We start from the raw sequence: 18,598 nt of genomic DNA on the forward strand, positions 1-18,598 counted from the left end.
AATCACTTAGTTCCGCTGAGACTGATGTCGTACTTCGCCACCAGTTCCTTGTACTTGGCCGCGTAGCTCTTCCATTCGGTCACCACTTCCTCGCCGGAGATCTCCTTCGGCGTCAGGGAGTTCTTCTTGTTGAACTCCTTGTATGCGTCTGATTTGAATGCTTCCTGGAACGACGCGAGCAGCTTGTCCTTGACGTCCTTTGACGTTCCCTTGGGGGCAGCAACTGCGCGGTACTGCGCAACGGGGACGTCGAAGCCGGCTTCCTTTGCTGTAGGCGTATCGGGAAGGAAGCTGGTGCGTTCCTCGGAGAAGACCAGGAGCGGTGTCACTTTTCCGGCCTGGATCTGCGGCATTGCTTCGCCGAGCTGGATGGTGGCGAGTTCAACCTGGTTGCCCAGGACGGCCGTCAGTGCGGGCTTACCGCTGTCAAAGGGGATATCCGTGCCCTTGACGTCGGCCTGCTTGAAGAGCACCGTCTGGGCCAGCTGGCTTCCGGTGCCCACACCGGTGGTCCCGAAGGTGACGTTGCGTCCGGCGTCGGAAACATCCTTGAACGTCTTGAAGCCGGACTGGCTGCTGGCCACCAGGACGTAGTCGTCCTGCGACAGACCGGCGATGATATCGAGGTCATCGATGTTCACGGCCTCATCGGAACTGACCGCCAGCGGCGTGATGGTGATCAGGGAGGCGTTGAGCAGGACCAACTCCTGGCCGTCTGCGGGCTTGCCCGCAACTTCCTTGGTGGCCAGGGCGCCGTTTGCGCCGGGCTTGTTCACCACGGGCATCGGCTGGCCGAGAGTCTTGGTGGCACCCTCGGCGAGGGCCCTGGCGATCAGGTCGGTGCTGCCGCCGGCAGCCTGGCCGACGGAAAGGTTGATCGGCCCGCTGGGGTACTTCGCGGAATCGGTAGCGCCGCCGCCGACGTTGCCGCAGGCGGTGAGCGCCAGCAGGGTGACGGCGGAGGCCGCGCCGAGAATCGTGCGGCGCGTGGGGAAGTGCATCATTGGTACTCCTCATAGAGATTCGGGGAAAGCCCGGTTCTTCGCTGTGAACCGAATCACTCCTGGCTCGCTCAACGACTATAGAGACGGGTTATGATGCATGTCTAAGCCCTACTTAGCATCAAGTGATACCCGAAAGGCATCATGTTTACCTTCGACCAGCTGGCCGGATTCATCGCTGTTGCCGAGGAGCTCCACTTCGGACGGGCGGCGGAAAAACTGAACATGACCCAGCCGCCGCTCAGCCGCCAGATCCAGAAGCTGGAGAAGAGCATCGGAACCGAACTGCTGGAACGCGACAACCGCAAGGTGGAACTCACTCCGGCCGGCACGGCTTTCCTGGACGAAGCCAAGCGGCTGATGGCGTTGGCGCAGCGCGCCCCTGTGACGGCCCGCCGGATCGCCACCGGCCGCTCGGGGGTTCTGCGGGTGGGCTTCACAGCCGCCAGCGGCTTCAGCATCCTTGGGCCCCTCCTTGAGGAGATCGCATCCATCCTTCCGGACGTGGACATCGACCTCCAGGAGCTCGTGACGGGGGAACAGATCGAGGGACTGCTGACAGGCGAGCTCGATCTGGGCCTGGCCCGGCCGCCGTTCGACCGGGAGGTCTTCGATTCGCACCTGCTCTACCGCGAGGCCATGGTCCTGGCGGTGCCGACAGGCCACCGCCTGACGGAGCTTTCCCGGCCGGTCGAGGACGATGATCTTCGGGACGAGCCGCTCATCATGCATTCGCCCACCAAGGCAGCCTATTTCTATGACCTCGTCATCCGCATGCACTCCATCCAGCATGAAAACGTCCTGCATACGGTGAGCCAGATCCTCACGATGGTCTCCCTGGTTGCAGCCAAGCGTGGTGTTGCCTTTGTCCCGCATTCAGCCACACTCCTGGCGATCAAGGGGGTGGAATTCCTGCCGCTGGCCGGCGGCAGCGGCGAGGAGCCGGTTGAGCTCCACGCAATCTGGAACCGCAAGGCGGCAAACCCGGCCCTCCGACGGCTCCTCCAGGACCTCGAGTTCAGGACGGACTAGCGCCGCCACGAGGCACCGGCCCTCCACCGCGACGATGCAGTTCGGGTATCAATCGATACGAAATAGGCCTTAGACAGGCATCGCACGGCCTGCCTACTCTGGACGGGAACCAGCATCCAGCCGCCCCGGCGCAATCACCGCGCGGCATTCAGACAGAGGACAACATCGTGGCAAAGTACACCCCCAAGGAACTGGCGGACACCCTCAAGGAAGGCCTTCTCTCGTTCCCGGTGACCTCGTTCGATGCCCAACTGCAGTTCGATGAGGAGAACTACCGCAAGCACCTCGCCTGGCAGGCAAGCTTCCCGGTGGCGGGCCTCTTCGCTGCGGGCGGCACCGGCGAAGGGTTCTCCCTTACGCCGGCTGAATCCGAGCGGGTGGTCCGCACCGCCGTCGAGGAAGTGGGCAACATGGTGCCGGTGCTGGCGTCCGCGGGCGGCTCCACGGCCCAGGCCATCGAGAACGCGCAGGCGGCTGAGGCGGCCGGCGCCGACGGACTCCTGCTGCTCCCGCCGTACCTGACCGAAGCGGACCAGGGCGGCCTGACCGATCACGTCAGTGCCATCTGCAGCTCCACTTCGCTCGGTGTCATCATCTACAACCGCGCCAACGCCATCTACAAGGACACCACGGTGGCAACCCTCGCTGACCGGCACGAAAACCTGATCGGCTTCAAGGACGGCGTGGGCGACCTCGAACACGATGCCCGCGTTTACGCCAAGCTCGGTGACCGGCTCTTCTATCTCGGCGGCCTTCCCACGGCAGAGACCTTCGCCCTTCCACTGCTGCAGCTCGGCATGAGCACCTATTCGTCCGCCATGTACAACTTCGTCCCGCAGTTCGCCCTGGACTTCTACCAGGACGTCCGCAACAACGACCGCGTAGCCGTGAACAGAAAGCTCAACGACTTCGTGATCCCCTACCTGGACATCCGCGACCGTGTGAAGGGCTACTCGGTTTCCATCGTCAAGGGCGGCCTGGACGCGATCGGCCGCTCCGCCGGCGGCGTGCGTCCGCCGCTGCAGAACCTGGCCCCGCAGGACTTCGCAGACCTCAAAGCCCTCATCGCCACCGTTTCCTGATCAACTGGTCCTTGATCACCTGCACTTGATCACCCCCTTTTAGGAGTAACCACAGTGACACTCACCGGACATTCCCTGATCGCCGGACAGCCCGTCGTCGGAAGCGGCAAGACCGCTTTTGGCTTCAACCCCGCCAGCAACGAACAGCTCGACCCCGCCTACTCGCTGATCACCGAGGAACAGCTGACGACGGCGACCTCCGCCGCCGCGGCCGCGTACCCGTCGTTCAGCACCCTGGACCCCGAAACGCACGCCGCATTCCTCGAAGCGATTGCGGACAACATCGAGGCCATCGGTGACGAACTGGTCATCCGCGCCGGCCGGGAAACCGGCCTGCCCGCCGCCCGCCTGCAGGGCGAACGCGCCCGCACCACTGGCCAGCTCCGGCTCTTCGCCGGTGTGGTCCGGCAGGGTGACTTCCGCGGCGTCCGCATCGACCCCGCCCTGCCCGAGCGCACCCCCATGCCGCGTGCCGACATCCGCCAGCGCCAGATCCCGCTGGGCCCCGTGGCAGTGTTCGGTGCCAGCAACTTCCCGCTGGCCTTCTCGACGGCGGGCGGAGACACCGCCTCGGCCCTCGCCGCGGGCTGCCCGGTCGTGTTCAAAGCCCACAACGCCCACCCCGGCACCAGCGAACTCGTCGGCCAGGCCATCGTCAAAGCGGTCAAGGACTTCGGCCTGCACCCCGGCGTGTTCTCCCTGATCTACGGCCCCGGCGCCAGCATCGGCCAGGCACTCGTGGCCGATCCCGCCATCAAGGCCGTCGGCTTCACCGGCTCCCAGGCCGCCGGCATCGCTCTGATGCGGACCGCCGCCGCCCGGCCCGAGCCCATTCCCGTCTACGCGGAAATGTCCTCGCTGAACCCGGTCTTCGTCTTCGAAGGCGCCCTGACCGGCCCCGCCGAGCAGATCGACGCCCTGGCCCAGCAGTACGTCACCGCCGTGACCGGCAGCTCCGGCCAGCTCTGCACCTCCCCCGGACTCCTCTTCGCCCCCGACGGCGAACTCGGCGACAAACTCGCCGCCGCCGTCGGCCGCGCCATCTCCACCTGCGCCGGACAGACCATGCTCACTGAAGGCATCGCCGCGTCCTGGAACAAGGGAGCCGAGGCACTCAGCTCCGCGGACGGCGTCGACATCGTGGGGCAGGGCACCGCCGGACCCACTGAGAACGCCCCCGCCCCCACCATCTTCGGCACCCAGGTCAGGGACTTCGTCACCAACCACGTGCTCCACGAGGAAATCTTCGGCGCCGCATCCCTGGTCATCCGCTACTCCTCCACCGCGGAACTCCTCGAGGCCGTCAACCGGCTCGAAGGCCAGCTCACCGCCTCCCTCCAGCTCACCGAAGCGGACTACCCGACGGCGGCGCCCCTGATCCCCGCGCTGGAACAGAAAGTGGGCCGCATCATCGTCAACGGCTGGCCCACCGGCGTCGAAGTCGGCCACGCCATGGTCCACGGCGGACCCTTCCCCGCCACCTCAGACACCCGCACCACCTCCGTGGGAACCCTCGCCATCGACCGCTTCCTCCGCCCCGTCGCCTACCAGAACATCCCCCAGGAACTCCTCCCCACATCACTGCAGGACGGGAACCCCTGGCACCTGAACCGCCGCATCGACGGCACCGTCGTCGCTGCAGATGCAGAGGTCAACGCATGAGCAACCAGCCCACCATCGCCCGCGTGGAAGTAGTCCCGGTCGCCGGGCACGACAGCATGCTGATGAACCTCAGCGGCGCCCACGGGCCGTTCTTCACCCGGAACATCATCATCGTGACCGACTCGGACGGACGGACCGGCCTCGGCGAAGTTCCCGGCGGCGAGAAAATCAAGACCACCATCGAGGAAGCCGGCGCGCTCATCACCGGCCAGCCGGTGGCCCGCTACCGCTCCCTGCTGCGGGAGATCGCGGCCGAGTTCGCTGACCGCGATGCCGGCGGGCGGGGCCTGCAGACGTTTGACCTGCGCACCACCGTCCACGCCGTCACCGCCGTCGAGTCCGCCCTGCTGGACCTCCATGGCCAGTTCCTCGGCGTCCCCGTCGCCGAACTGCTCGGCGACGGGCAGCAGCGCACCTCGGTGCCCATGCTCGGGTACCTCTTCTTTATCGGCGACCACGCCCGGACCGACCTTCCCTACCTGGTGGAGGACGCGCCGGCGGACCGCTGGGAGAAGCTGCGTAGGCAGGAGGCCATGACTCCCGAAGCCGTGGTGGCGCTGGCCGAAGCCGCCCAGGAGCGGTACGGCTTCAGCGACTTCAAGCTGAAGGGCGGCGTGCTGTCCGGGGACGACGAAGTGGACGTGGTCACGGCCCTCCACGAGCGTTTCCCGGATGCCCGGGTGACCCTCGACCCGAACGGTGGCTGGCTCCTGGAGGAGGCCATCCGCCTCGGCAAGCGGATGCAGGGCGTGGTGGCGTATGCCGAGGACCCGTGCGGCGCCGAAGGCCGTTTCTCCGGCCGCGAGGTCATGGCTGAATTCCGCCGTGCCACCGGGCTGAAGACCGCCACCAACATGATCGCCACGGACTGGCGCGAGATGTCGCACGCCATCCGCAGCAATGCCGTGGACATCCCGCTGGCCGATCCGCACTTCTGGACCATGCACGGCTCGGTCCGGGTGGCGCAGCTGTGCAACGAGTTCGGGCTGACCTGGGGATCGCATTCGAACAACCACTTCGATATCTCGCTGGCCATGTTCACCCACACCGGCGCCGCTGCGCCGGGCGAGATCACGGCACTGGACACGCACTGGATCTGGCAGGACGGGCAGGGGCTCACCAAGAACCCGTTGCAGATCCGCGACGGCGCCATCTCGGTGCCCGACGCACCCGGGCTCGGCATCGAACTGGACCGCGATGCCCTGGGCAAGGCGCACGAGCTGTACCTGCAGCACGGCCTCGATGCCCGCGATGACAGCATCGGCATGCAGTATTACATCGAAGGCTGGTCCTTCGACCCCAAACGGCCCTGCCTGGTCCGGTGAGGCGGTCAGGTACAGCCAAGTAATCGGTCGAACCAAAGCTTCCGCACGGCCGGCCCTCCCCCGCAACAGGAGACGGCCGTGCGGAATCCCTACAGTTAAAGAGAAGGGCGCATTTTGGGCGGCGTTGTCTCCGGAATCCTGATCGTCTCCGCCGTCATTGCCGTGGGCTTTTTCGCCGCCCGGCTGAAGATCCTGGGGCCTGAAGTCCAGGGCGCCCTGACCCGCACGGCGTTCTACGTCACCAACCCGGCGCTGCTCTTTACCGTGGTGGCCGGAAGTGATATCCGGGCCGCCCTGGGAACCGATGCCCCGCTCGCGCTGCTCTCCGCAGCGATAGTGGGGCTTCTGTATTGCCTGCTCAGTTTCCTGTTCTTCCGCCGCCCCGTGGCTGAAACCGCCGTCGGCGCCATGGCCAGCAGCTATGCAAATGCCAACAACATCGGCATTCCGGTCTCCCTCTACGCCGTGGGCACGGCCCAGCACGTGGCGCCCGTGCTCCTGGTCCAACTGCTGGTCATGGCGCCGTTCTACCTCACGGTGCTGGGCCTGGCTTCGGGCTCCAGGGTCTCGTGGCGGAAGGTACTCCTCCAGCCGTTGGGCAATCCGATGATCATCGCCTCGGGGCTGGGGGCCGCCGTCGCCCTCACCGGCTGGGAAGCCCCTGACCTCCTGCAGAAGCCGATAGACATGCTGGCCGGCGGAGCGGTGCCCATGGTGCTGCTCGCCTTTGGCCTGTCCCTGGCGGGGAGGGCCCCGCTGCAGAAAGGTGACGGCAGGACCGAAACGCTCGTTGCCACGTCCCTCAAGATTGCCGGGATGCCCCTCATTGTCTGGGTCCTTGGCCGCTTCGTCTTTGGACTCGACGGGCAACACCTCCTGGCCAGTGTCATCATGGCTGCGCTGCCCACCGCCCAGAACGTGTTCCTCTTTGCCTCCCCGTACGGCCGGGGCGTGACCGTGGCCCGCGACGTCATCCTCTGCACTACGGTGCTCAGCGTTGGCGCGCTGCTGGTTGTGGCATGGCTGGTCTGATCCGGCTGCAGCGGAGGCTGGGCAGTACTTGTAATACAAGTTGGATACTTGTACTCTAAGTAGGAGGGCAATGCAGCCCGGCCAGCCTGCTTTCGAGGAGCACCCATGAGCACCGTAGACCTCATCCGCCACGTGAAACTTTCCACCGCGAGACTCCCCCTCGCCGTCCCCATCAGCGATGCAAAGGTGTTCACCGGGCGCCAGAAGCCCATGACTGAAGTGGTCTTCCTCTTCGCCGAGATCACCACCGAGCAGGGCCACAGCGGCATCGGCTTCAGCTACTCCAAACGCGCCGGCGGCCCCGCCCAGTATGCGCACGCCAAGGAGGTCGCCGAGGGCATCATCGGCGAGGACCCCAACGACATCGGCAAGCTCTACACCAAGCTCCTGTGGGCCGGCGCCTCTGTGGGCCGCTCAGGGGTAGCAACCCAGGCCCTGGCCGCCATCGACATCGCCCTGTACGACCTCAAGGCAAAGCGCGCCGGCCTCCCGCTGGCCAAGTTCCTGGGCTCCTACCGGGACTCCGTCCAGACATACAACACCTCCGGCGGCTTCCTTAACGCCTCCCTGGACGAAGTCAAGGCCCGCGCCACCGTCCTCCTGGACGAAGGGATCGGCGGCATCAAGATCAAGGTGGGCCTCCCGGACAGCGCCGAGGACCTCCGCCGCGTCGCCGGAATCCGTGAACACATCGGCTGGGACGTCCCCCTCATGGTCGATGCGAACCAGCAGTGGGACCGCGCCACCGCCCTGCGCATGGGCCGCCAGCTCGAGGAATTCAACCTCATCTGGATCGAAGAACCGCTGGACGCCTACGACTTCGAGGGCCACGCCCACCTGGCCAACGTCCTGGACACCCCCATCGCCACCGGCGAAATGCTCGCCTCAGTCGCCGAACACAAGGGCCTCATCAACGCCAACGGCTGCGACATCATCCAGCCCGATGCCCCGCGCGTCGGCGGAATCACCCAGTTCCTGCGCCTCGCTGCCCTCGCGGATGAGCGCGGACTCGGGCTGGCACCGCACTTCGCCATGGAGATCCACCTGCACCTAGCCGCTGCCTACCCCCGCGAGCCGTGGGTGGAGCACTTCGACTGGCTGGACCCGCTCTTCAACGAACGCCTCGAAACCAAGAACGGCCGCATGATCGTTCCGGACCGCCCGGGCCTCGGCGTGACCCTGAGCGACCAGGCCCGCGCCTGGACCACCGAGTCCGTGGAGTTCGGCGCGTAATCTTGAACGCATGAGCCGGAACCTGACCGCGGACCTCGCCGCTGACCTGCGCACCCGCATTGTGGACGGCGTCATCCAGCCGGGGGACAAGCTGCCCAGCGAAAACGCGCTGATGAGCGAATTCGGCGTGAGCCGCACCGTGGTGCGCTCGGCGCTGACACGGCTCCAGGCCGAAGGGCTGGTGGAAACCGAACGCGGGCGGGGCAGCTTCGCACTGACCCCGCCCGACGACGGCCACCGGCCGGTGCCGGGCAGCCGGCCGGTGACCAGCGTTGAGGACCGCCTGCATCTGCTGGAGTTCCGGATGGGCGTGGAGGCGGAGGCCGCGGCGCTGGCCGCGCGCAACCACTCGGACCGTCAGCTCCGGGCAGTCAACGCGGCCCTTGAACAGTTCACTGCGAGCTCGGATCACCCCGGCCACGCCATGAAGTTCGACTTCGAGTTCCACCGCGCCATCGCCGCGGCGTCAGGGAATCCGTTCTACTCGGACTGCCTTGCTGCCCTGGGGCAGACCATGATCGCCATGCCGCGCACCCGGCTGATGACCGGCGTCGAGCATTACGCCCGCGACCACTTCGATCAGGTGGTGCATGAGCACCGCTCCATCGCTGCCGCCATCGCCGATGGCGATGAAACCGCCGCTGCCGCCGCCATGCGGAGTCACCTGGCGAACTCACGACGCCGGTTCAAGGCTTCGGTGCGGCCGCCCGCCTAGGCGCTCCTCGGGTGACCTGTACTGATGCCCCGACGGCATCACGTCATGCGACATCCGTGTTGGACGCGCATGAGAACACCTGAATACAGTGATGAAACACGCTGTGGTGCGGACCACAGCACTCAAATGGGGTCCACCAGGCCCCCACCGCAATGTCTAAGGAATTCCCCCATGCTGTCTGTAGACACCGCTGTCACGGATGTGGCGCTGGCCACGAAGAAGTTCTTCAAGCGGGTGCTGCCCATCATGCTGGTCATGCTGGTGTGCAACCAGCTCAACCGGTCCAACATCGGCTACGCGCAGGAGCACCTTGAGGCCGATGTTGGCATCGGAGCGGCTGCCTATGGCTTCGGGGCAGGTCTCTTCTTCATCGCCTACGCCATCTTCGAACTGCCCAGCAACGTGATGATGGAGAAGTACGGCGCCAAGGTGTGGCTGGCGCGCATCATGGTCAGCTGGGGCGTCGTGTCCTTCCTGATGGCCTTTGTGCAGAACGACATGATGTTCTACGGACTCCGGTTCCTCCTCGGCGCCGCCGAAGCCGGCTTCTTCCCCGCGGTGATCTTCTACTTCGCCCGGTGGGTACCGGCCGGCCAGCGCGGCAAGGCCACCGCCATCTTCATTGCCGGCTCGTCCATCGCCGCAGCACTCTCCGGTCCCATCGCCGGCATGCTGCTCAGCCTGCACAATGTCCTGGGAATCCGGGGCTGGCAGTGGCTGTTCGGCTTCGAAGGCCTGCTCTCCGTAGTTGTGGGAATCGTGGTGTTCTTCCTTCTCGATGCCAGGATCCAGGACGCCAGGTGGCTCTCGGCCGGCGAAAAGACCGCCCTGGCCAAGGCCATTGCCGACGAGGACGCGCAGCACGTCACTGCCGGCGGCGGGAAGGTGAACCGCTGGAAGATGCTGCTCAACCCGCAGATCCTGCTGCTTTGCGGCATCTACTTCTCCGTGCAGCTCTCCATCTACGCCAACACGTTCTGGCTGCCCACCATCGTCAAGCTGATTCCGGGCACCACTGACCTGAGCGTCGGCTTCCTGTCCGCCATCCCCTGGGTGTGTGCCGTCGTCGCAATGTATTTCGCTGCGAAGTGGCAGGACAAAGCCAGGTCCAAGCGGCCTCTGCTGGTGGTTGCACTCCTGGTCGCCGCCGTCGGCACCCTCGCAGCGGCCATGGCAACGCCGGTCCTTGCCCTCGTCTTCCTGGCAGTGGCCGCCATGGGCTTCAAGAGCGCATCGCCCCTGTTCTGGACCATCCCGCAGTCCGGCCTGCACCCGATTGTCCTGGCCCCGGCCATCGCCATCATCAACTCGCTGGGCAATCTGGGCGGCTTTGTGGCCCCGTTCGGGTTCGGCCTGATCAAGGAGGCAACGGGCAGCGTGGTGCCGGGCCTGTTCGCCCTGGCCGCGGCCTCCACGGTGGCGGCCGGCCTGGTCTATTTCCTCAAGGAACGCCGCAACACGCCGCTTTCGCCTGAGCAGTCACGTGAGCAGGAGGCGGAGGCGGGCAAGGGTGCGGCCGTCTCGGAAGCCCTGGAGCCGGCCCCCGCCCGCTAAAGAGCCCGAACGCAAAAGAACCCCGGTCCGAAGACCGGGGTTCTTTGTTTGTTTGCGTGCGCGAGGGGGGATTTGAACCCCCACGCCCTTTCGGACACTGGCACCTGAAGCCAGCGCGTCTGCCGTTCCGCCACTCGCGCGCAACTTCTTTTCCTCGAATCGCGGCCGGTTTCCCGGACCCGCAACCTTGTAAAAGCAGCGAGATCAAGCATAACGGACATCGGCGGCAAAACACCAATTGGGGCCCGGCGGTCGCCGCGAAGCGCGGCGGAAAGCGCATGGGAGGGCCGGCCCAACGAACTTCTCCCGGCGCCCGGCCGTTGGGGATTAAGGTCATTCACAGGCCTGCCCAGTAGTATCTGATGTAGTAGTGCCTGCCGCCCCCTGGCTGGTCACTGCGTTCTGAACATCGCTTCCGGTCGGGTTCCGGAGCGGAAACTGCCCCGCAGCAGGGAGGAAAGGAGAAGGACCATGGGATTGCTGGACAAGGTCGAGCGCGGCATCGAAAAAGCCGTCCGCGGTGTCTTCTCCACCGGCTCGCGTGCCCAGGTTGAACCTGTGGAAATCGCCAGCCGGCTCCGCCGCGAGGTAGACAACAAAGCCCTCACCGTCGCGGCCGGACGCACTCTTGCCCCGAACGTCTTCGACGTCCAACTCAGTGACGAGGACTTCAGGCGCGCCCAGGATTGGGGCACACCGCTGGCCGAGGAACTGTGCGACGTCGTCATCAACCATGTACGCAGCCAGGGCTACACCCTCCAGGGCTCGGTGCGCATCTCCTTCCGCCGGGCCGAGGACATGCGGGCCGGCAACTTTGAGATTGTCTCCTCCACCGAAAAGGCCAAAGGCGGCCCGGGCACGGCCGCACCCCGGCCCAACCTGCCGGCAGCCCCCAGCCGCCAGCCTGTCCGGCTCCAGCCCGTTCTGGACATCGACGGCCAGCGCTACTCCCTGAACGCGCCGTCCATAGTCCTGGGCCGGTCCTCGGATGCCGATATCCTCGTTGATGACACCGGCGTTTCACGACGCCACCTCGAGATCCGGACCGCCAACGGATTCACCAGCGCTGTGGATCTGGGCTCCACGAACGGCAGCTACGTCAACGGCCATAAAGTTGCCGGCAGCACCGAACTGACCGACGGTTCCACCATCACCATGGGACGGACAAAAATCATCTTTCGCCTCCTGCCCGCCAACTCCGGTGGCCGCCCATGAGTGAACTGACCATCACCGCGCTCCGGTTCGGCTTCCTGATTCTGCTCTGGGTCCTCATCTTCAGCATCGTCTCCGCAATGCGCCGCGATCTCATGGTGGGCCGCAAGGCCGCCGCCGGCACTCCGACGGCGCGGCAGGTCCGCAAAAACCCTGATCTCGCCGAGGCACCCGCGCCGCCGCCGAAGCAGCAGGCGCACCAGCTTGTGGTCACGGAAGGTCCACTCAAAGGAACCACTATTCCGCTCGCGGCCAGCCCCATCCTGCTGGGCCGCGCCCAGGAAGCCACCCTCGTGCTCGAGGACGACTACGCGTCGGGCCGCCACGCACGCCTCTTCCCCCAAGGCAGCCGCTGGTTCATCGAGGACCTCGGCTCCACCAACGGCACCTACCTCGCCGATCAGCAACTTACCCGGGCACTGCCCGTGGAGCTTGGCGTACCCGTGAGAATCGGCAAGACGGTCATCGAATTGAGGCCATAGGAATGGCCCTTGATCCTCCCGCCGGCGAGTCCAAGCCCGTCCAGCGGCCCCTCATCATGCGCTATGCGGCGCGTTCGGATGTGGGCCGCATCCGCGCCAAGAACGACGACTCCGCCTACGTCGGGCGGCACCTGGCCGTCGTTGCGGACGGCATGGGAGGCCACGCCGGAGGCGACGTCGCCTCGGCCGCCACCGTTCTGGACATGCTGCACCTGGACAAGGGGGATTACGCGGGCGACGCCGGCACCATGCTGGCGGACGAGATCCAGACCGCCAACTCACTCCTGTCCGAACTCGTGCACATCAACCCCAAACTCGCCGGCATGGGCACCACCGTGACCGCCTTGCTGCTGGCCGAGGGCAAACTGCACTTCGCCCACATCGGCGACTCCCGCGCCTACCGTCTCCGCGACGGCGTATTCGAGCAGGTCAGCGTGGACCACACCTTCGTCCAGCGCCTCATCGACGAGGGCCGTCTCCGGCCCGAGGAAGCCGAAACCCACCCCCACAAGAACGTCCTGATGCGTGTCCTTGGCGATGTCGATGCCAGCCCTGAGCTGGACCTGGACACCCTGGACGTCAAGCCCGGCGAACGCTGGCTGCTGTGTTCGGACGGCCTGAATTATGTTGCCGGGCATGTGGTGGAGCGGACTGTCCGCGAAACCAAGGACCTGCGCGAGTGCGTTGAGACTTTGGTTGACCTCACACTTGAGGCCGGTTCCCCGGACAACGTCACCGTGGTCATGGTGGAAATCGTTGAGGAAACGCGCGACGAGGTCAGTACCGCCGCCGTCGACGTCATCCCTTCCCGGCCGGCCACCGCCGCCGCCGCCGCTGCCGCGGCCGCCACCGCCACCGCCAAGCCAGGCGCCATGGAGAAGACGGACCCCGTTCAAAAGCCGCAGGACCGCGACGACCGCAGGGACGAACCGGCAGGTACTGAAGGCCAGGCACCCGGGGACGGGAAGCCTGCCGACCCTGAAAAGCAACAGCCCTCCACTGACCCGCATCTGGGCGAGCACCTCACAGCCGAGGTCCTGCGCGAGGAACTGGCCTCACGCCCCCACGAACTGGTCGGTGCTGCGGCTGCCGCAGCAGAGACCGGCTCCATTCCCACCATCGCGGGCCGCACGGTTGCCCGGCGGGCTGCAACCGTCCTCACACACAAGGCAGAGACGCCGGCGTCCGATGACGACGAAGTCCTGGAACGGCCCAAGCCGCGCCGGTGGGTCACCCTGTCCATCGCCGCGTCCGTGCTGCTGGTGCTGACCATTGGACTCTGGCTTGGCTACGCGTGGACCCAGACCCGCTACTACATCGGTGAATACGATTCCCGGGTAGCCATATACAACGGGGTTTCGCAGCGGCTGGGCCCAATCCAGCTCTCTACATTGGAAGCCGTGACAGAGATCCGGATGGATTCATTACCCCTTTTCTCCCAGCAGCGGGTCCGCCAGACCGTTCCTGCCCGGGACCTTTACGATGCCCAGCGGATTGTCAAGAACCTCGAAGGCACCGGCACCATCGCACCGGCGGATGAATGCCTGACCGCGTCACCCACCCCTGGCGCCACCACGTCAGCTCCTGCCGCGACTGATCCGGCAGCCGCAGCGGCCGCCCCGCCGCCTTCACCGAATCCGTCCGACCCGGCCGCGGCGCCGGCACCCTCCGCTTCGCCCAGCCCCGCTGTCACCTGCCAGGGAGGACAATGAGCCAGCTCAGCACCATCCCCAAACCCCGGCGCAACGTTGAACTCGTGTTGCTGGTGCTTGCCCTCGCCGTCGGAATCGGCGCCAACATGATGGTGGGCGTCGACCAGGAAAAAGCCTTCGACTCCGACTTCTGGTTCCAGTCCAGCCTCCTGGCCGTGGCCGCGCTGGTCTTCCACGTGGTCCTGAGGCTGCGCGCTAAATATGCAGATCCGGTAATACTTCCGCTGGTGGTCGCTCTGAACGGGCTTGGCCTGGCCATGATCCACCGCCTCGATGCACCCGGCGAAGACACCGGCAACAACCAGCTGCGCTGGACGCTGATAGCCATGGCCGTAGCCATTGCCGTGATCTTCTTCCTCAAGGACCACCGAGCCCTCCGCCGTTTCACCTACATATCCTTGGCCGTCAGTGCATTCCTGCTGATCCTGCCCCTGGTGCCCGGAATCTCCGCCGGCGAAATCCTTGGCGCCCGGGTCTGGGTCAGGGTGGGTTCCATGACCTTCCAGCCCGGTGAGATCGCCAAAATCACGCTTGCCATATTCTTTGCCGGGTATCTGTCCTCCAACCGGGACCTGATCCTGTTGGCCGGGCGCAAGATCGGCCCGCTGCAGTTCCCGCGGTTCAAGGACATGGGTCCGATGATTACCGCCTGGCTCGTCAGCATCGGTGTCCTGATCTTCCAGCGGGACCTAGGCTCGTCGGTGCTCTTCTTCGGCCTGTTCATCGTCATGATCTACGTCGCCACCAGCCGCATCAGCTGGGTGGTGATCGGCGTCGCGCTGATCCTCGGAGGCGGCTTTGTGGCGTCGCGGGTTTTCTCCCACGTCGGCCTCCGGATTGACGGCTGGCTGAACGCCTTCACCGAAGAGGTCTACGGCCGATCCCCCGGCGGCAGCGGCCAGATCGTCCAGGGCCTGTTCGGGATGGCCAACGGCGGGCTCGTGGGCACCGGCCTTGGCCAGGGCCGGCCGAACCTCGTCCCGTTCGCCAACAGCGACATGATCATCGCCTCCCTCGGCGAGGAACTGGGCCTGATCGGACTGTTCGCGGTGGTCATGATGTACCTGCTGCTGTTCACGCGCGGCTTCCGGGCTGCCCTGGGCACCCGCGACGCCTTCGGAAAGCTCCTTGCCTGCGGACTGTCCTTCGCAGTGGCGCTGCAGTGCTTCGTGGTCATCGGCGGTGTCACGCGGCTGATTCCGCTGACCGGCCTGACCACGCCGTTCCTGGCGGCCGGCGGATCCTCCCTGCTCGCCAACTGGATCATCGTGGGCCTGCTGCTGATGATTTCGCATACTGCCCGCGGTCCCGTGGACACGACGCCGATGCCTGCCGGCGACGGAGCGGAAGCAAAAACAATGGAAGCACCAACCGAGGCGGTGAAACCCCTGTGAACCAGGCAATCAGGAACTCATGGGTCGCCGCGATCGCCATGTTCGCCCTCATTTTCGGAGCCCTCAGTTACGTCCAGGTGGTGGGCGCCGACGAGCTCAAAGCCAACGCCTGGAACAACCGCGCCATCCTACAGGACTACTGCAACGACCGCGGCGCCATCATCGTGGGCGGCGCACCCGTGGCCGAATCCGTCGAAGGCACCGAACAGTGCAAGTTCCAGCGGACCTACCCGCAGCCCGAACTCTACGCAGGCCTCACCGGCTACTTCTCGCAGAACTACGGCGCCACCGGGTTGGAGCAGGCCATGCGTGAGCAGCTTGCCGGAAGTTCGGACCAGCAGTTCCTGGACCGGGTCGGCCAGCTCTTCCTGGGCAACCAGCCCAAGGGCGCGTCCGTGGAGCTGACCGTTGATCCCAAGATCCAGAAGCTCGCCTACGACCTCATCCCGGACGGGCAGCGCGGATCCATTGTGGTCACCAACCCCAAGACCGGCGCCATCCTGGCCATGGCGTCCAAGCCGTCCTACGACCCCAACCTCATCGCCACCCAGGATCCCGTAGCCGAGAGCACCAACATCAACGCGCTGGTCAAGGTCCCGGGAATCAACCTGAACCAGAATGTCAGCGGCCCCACAGGGGAGCTGCTGGCGCCGGGGTCTGTCTTCAAACTCGTCGATGCCGCCGCCGCCCTGAACTCCGGGAAATACAACAAGGACAGCGTCCTGCCCAATCCGGCCAACCTGCCCTTCCCCGGAATCCAGTACACGCTGCCCAACTACGCCGGCGGCAACTGCTACACGCAGGACACCGCCAGCTTTGCCTTCGCCCTCCAGCAGTCCTGCAATACGCCGTTCGCCAGCATTGCCCTCGACCTTGGCCGGGACGCCATTGCCCAGCAGGCCGCCAAATTCGGTTTCGGTGAGGACCTGGGCGACCAGCTGAAGCTCCAGTACGCCAAGGGCAACGGCTTCCCCAACGACCTTGACGGTCCAGGCCTCGCCCAGTCGGCGATCGGCCAGAAGGACGTCCGGGCCACGCCGCTGCAGGTGGCGCTGATGACCGCGGCCATCGCCAACGGCGGTATCCAGATGAGTCCCAGCCTGGTCAAGACGGTGCGCTCCCCGGACCTTCGGGTCATCGATGAGCCCAAGCCCGAAGCGCTGCGGACCTCCACCAGCCCGGACATCGCACGTCAGATCACCGAATGGATGACCAGCGCGGTCTCCCAGGGCATCGCCCGCGGAGCAGCCGTCCAGGGCGTCCAGGTGGCCGGCAAAACCGGAACCGCAGAACTGGGCAACGGCCTGAACAACTCCTGGTTCACCGGCTTTGCCCCGGCGAACAACCCGCAGGTGGGTGTCACGATCGTCATGGAGGGCGTGGACATCACCACCGGCGCACAGCTAACCAGTCCGAACGCGAAGAAGATTTTTGAGGCGGTGTTGAATAAGTGAGGCCAACAACAGGAATCACCCTCGGCGGCAGATTCCAGCTGACCACGCGGATCGCGATCGGCGGGATGGGCGAGGTCTGGAAGGCCAAGGACCTTGTCCTGGGCCGGATCGTGGCCATCAAGGTGCTGAAGGAGGAGTACACCGGAGACCCCGGCTTCCTCCAGCGCTTCCGCGCCGAGGCCCGCCACACCGCCCTGCTGAACCATGTGGGCATCGCCAATGTCTTTGACTACGGCGAGGAAGAGGGTTCGGCGTACCTGGTCATGGAACTCGTTCCCGGCCAGCCGTTGAGCAGCATCATCGAGCACGAACAGGTTCTGTCCCCGGACCGCACCCTGTCCATGATCGCCCAGACCGCGCGGGCCCTTTCTGTCGCCCACGCGCAGGGCCTGGTGCACCGCGACATCAAGCCCGGCAACCTTCTGATCACCCCGGACGGACGCGTCAAGGTGACCGACTTCGGCATCGCCCGCCTCGCAGACCAGGTCCCCCTGACGCAGACCGGCCAGGTGATGGGCACCGCCCAGTACCTCGCCCCGGAGCAGGCCACCGGCCAGACCGCCACGGGGTCCTCGGACATCTATTCCCTCGGCGTCATCGGCTACGAATGCCTGAGCGGACACCGGCCGTTTTCCGGTGAGTCGCAGATCGCCATTGCCCTGGCCCAGGTCAATGACGCACCGCCGCCGCTTTCGGACACCCTGCCCAAACCGGTCCGGGCGCTCCTGATGTCAATGCTGGCCAAGGATCCCAAGAACCGCCCGGCCAACGCCATCAAGCTTGCCGAAGCCGCGGAGGCCATCCGCAACGGCGATATCAGCGCGGCTCACGCGGCCGTGCCCGGAATGCTCCTGTTTGAAGCCGACACGGGTGCCATCACCGCACCGGTGGACATTGCCACGGCGCCCACGGGCGTCATCAGCCAGAAAGACAGGACGGCGGCGTCGACGTCGGCCCTGCCAGTGCTCGGCGCTGCTGCAGCAGGCGCCGCAGCCGGTGCCGCAGGAGCCGCAGGAGCCGCGGCCGCACCGGGAGACGGGAGCGCGCTTTCGCGTGCTGACGCGCTGGCCGCCGAGCGGAGCTGGGTCCAGGAAGAGGAAACGTACGACGACGAGCCGGCCGATGAGCCCGACCGCCGCGGCCGCAGCCCCTGGACGTGGCCGCTGATCGCCCTGATCCTGCTCGTCCTGTTTGCGCTGGTGGGGTTCTTCCTGACCCAACAGGGAATCCTCTTCCCGGCCAAGGACACCACCACCACATCAGCGTCCAGCAGCCCGCCGTCCACCAGCGCCACCCCTACGAGGACCTCTCAGTCCCCAACCCCCACACCCACCAGGACCAGCGCCACACCCACTCCTGAGCCCACGCCCACCACCGTGGACATCATTTCGGCGGCCTACCTCGGCAAGGACTACCGTCAGGTCCAGGCAACACTGGAAACCATGGGCCTGTCCGTACGAGTCATCCCGCAGCAAAGCACCGCCACCGCCGGAACTGTGCTGCAGGTCAACCCGACCGGGACTGTGCCGAAGGGGTCCGAAGTGACCGTGACCTATGCCGTGGCTCCGCCCGCGGCCACCACTGCAGCACCGGTCCCGACGGCGACAACGCCGGCCGTGTCTGCACCCACTCCCAACTCGTCCCTGGCAGCCTGCACCCCCGGTGAGCTGCCGGGTACTGCCCCTACCTGCAAGCCGTAGCTGCCAGG

General features: G+C 65.9%; 15 protein-coding genes and 1 tRNA gene. 14 read left to right on the plus strand and 2 right to left on the minus strand.

Features of this window, described 5'->3' with window-relative positions; all coding sequences use genetic code 11:
* Positions 1–2 precede the first annotated feature (2 nt).
* Entirely contained in the window at positions 3–1,004 is a 1,002-nt protein-coding gene (locus tag ABIA70_RS17355) for a Bug family tripartite tricarboxylate transporter substrate binding protein (RefSeq protein ID WP_354148823.1), read from the minus strand.
* 141 nt (positions 1,005–1,145) lie between these two features.
* Here ABIA70_RS17355 and ABIA70_RS17360 point away from each other — a divergent pair, with 141 nt between their 5' ends.
* The 8 genes from ABIA70_RS17360 to ABIA70_RS17395 all read left to right on the plus strand — a co-directional run bounded on the left by ABIA70_RS17360 (position 1,146) and on the right by ABIA70_RS17395 (position 10,636).
* Entirely contained in the window at positions 1,146–2,033 is an 888-nt protein-coding gene (locus tag ABIA70_RS17360) for a LysR family transcriptional regulator (protein WP_354148824.1), read from the plus strand.
* Positions 2,034–2,200: 167 nt separating this feature from the next.
* On the plus strand, positions 2,201–3,115 hold the full coding sequence (gene kdgD / locus ABIA70_RS17365; RefSeq protein WP_354148825.1) for a 5-dehydro-4-deoxyglucarate dehydratase: 915 nt from the start codon (positions 2,201–2,203) through the stop codon (positions 3,113–3,115).
* A gap of 54 nt (positions 3,116–3,169) precedes the next feature.
* Positions 3,170–4,777, plus strand: a complete 1,608-nt coding sequence (locus ABIA70_RS17370) for an aldehyde dehydrogenase (NADP(+)) (RefSeq protein WP_354148826.1) — start codon at positions 3,170–3,172, stop codon at positions 4,775–4,777.
* A complete protein-coding gene (locus ABIA70_RS17375; RefSeq protein WP_354148827.1) occupies positions 4,774–6,102 on the plus strand; it encodes an enolase C-terminal domain-like protein in 1,329 nt (442 codons plus the stop codon). Before ABIA70_RS17370 ends, ABIA70_RS17375 begins: the two co-directional genes overlap by 4 nt.
* A 114-nt stretch (positions 6,103–6,216) precedes the next feature.
* Complete coding sequence (locus tag ABIA70_RS17380; RefSeq protein WP_354148828.1) at positions 6,217–7,134, plus strand: AEC family transporter; 918 nt, start codon at positions 6,217–6,219, stop codon at positions 7,132–7,134.
* A 105-nt stretch (positions 7,135–7,239) separates the two neighbouring features.
* The gene (locus ABIA70_RS17385) at positions 7,240–8,367 is read left to right on the plus strand and encodes an L-talarate/galactarate dehydratase (protein ID WP_131683549.1); all 1,128 of its coding nucleotides are present in this window, start codon (positions 7,240–7,242) and stop codon (positions 8,365–8,367) included.
* Positions 8,368–8,377: 10 nt separating this feature from the next.
* On the plus strand, positions 8,378–9,082 hold the full coding sequence (locus ABIA70_RS17390) for a FadR/GntR family transcriptional regulator (RefSeq protein ID WP_354148829.1): 705 nt from the start codon (positions 8,378–8,380) through the stop codon (positions 9,080–9,082).
* 171 nt (positions 9,083–9,253) lie between these two features.
* Positions 9,254–10,636 carry an MFS transporter gene (locus tag ABIA70_RS17395; protein WP_354148830.1) on the plus strand — a complete coding sequence of 461 codons (1,383 nt, stop codon included), beginning with the start codon at positions 9,254–9,256 and terminating at the stop codon, positions 10,634–10,636.
* A 57-nt stretch (positions 10,637–10,693) separates the two neighbouring features.
* On the opposite strand, the gene ABIA70_RS17400 is transcribed toward ABIA70_RS17395, so the two are convergent.
* Positions 10,694–10,776 (minus strand) — tRNA-Leu (locus tag ABIA70_RS17400).
* A 331-nt stretch (positions 10,777–11,107) separates the two neighbouring features.
* Here ABIA70_RS17400 and ABIA70_RS17405 point away from each other — a divergent pair.
* The 6 genes from ABIA70_RS17405 to ABIA70_RS17430 are packed head-to-tail and all read left to right on the plus strand — an operon-like array spanning position 11,108 to position 18,590.
* Positions 11,108–11,851: an FHA domain-containing protein gene (locus tag ABIA70_RS17405; RefSeq protein WP_354148831.1), complete on the plus strand. Its 744-nt coding sequence runs from the start codon at positions 11,108–11,110 to the stop codon at positions 11,849–11,851.
* Positions 11,848–12,330, plus strand: a complete 483-nt coding sequence (locus tag ABIA70_RS17410) for an FHA domain-containing protein FhaB/FipA (RefSeq protein ID WP_354148832.1) — start codon at positions 11,848–11,850, stop codon at positions 12,328–12,330. The genes ABIA70_RS17405 and ABIA70_RS17410 overlap by 4 nt, the downstream gene beginning before the upstream one ends.
* 2 nt (positions 12,331–12,332) lie before the next feature.
* Entirely contained in the window at positions 12,333–14,042 is a 1,710-nt protein-coding gene (locus ABIA70_RS17415; protein WP_354148833.1) for a PP2C family protein-serine/threonine phosphatase, read from the plus strand.
* A complete protein-coding gene (locus ABIA70_RS17420) occupies positions 14,039–15,436 on the plus strand; it encodes an FtsW/RodA/SpoVE family cell cycle protein (RefSeq protein ID WP_354148834.1) in 1,398 nt (465 codons plus the stop codon). Before ABIA70_RS17415 ends, ABIA70_RS17420 begins: the two co-directional genes overlap by 4 nt.
* Entirely contained in the window at positions 15,433–16,890 is a 1,458-nt protein-coding gene (locus tag ABIA70_RS17425) for a peptidoglycan D,D-transpeptidase FtsI family protein (RefSeq protein WP_354148835.1), read from the plus strand. The genes ABIA70_RS17420 and ABIA70_RS17425 overlap by 4 nt, the downstream gene beginning before the upstream one ends.
* Entirely contained in the window at positions 16,887–18,590 is a 1,704-nt protein-coding gene (locus ABIA70_RS17430; RefSeq protein WP_354148836.1) for a protein kinase domain-containing protein, read from the plus strand. Before ABIA70_RS17425 ends, ABIA70_RS17430 begins: the two co-directional genes overlap by 4 nt.
* Positions 18,591–18,598 lie beyond the last annotated feature (8 nt).

The sequence above is a fragment of the Arthrobacter sp. 754 genome, from assembly GCF_040548695.1.
GTDB lineage: Bacteria > Actinomycetota > Actinomycetes > Actinomycetales > Micrococcaceae > Arthrobacter.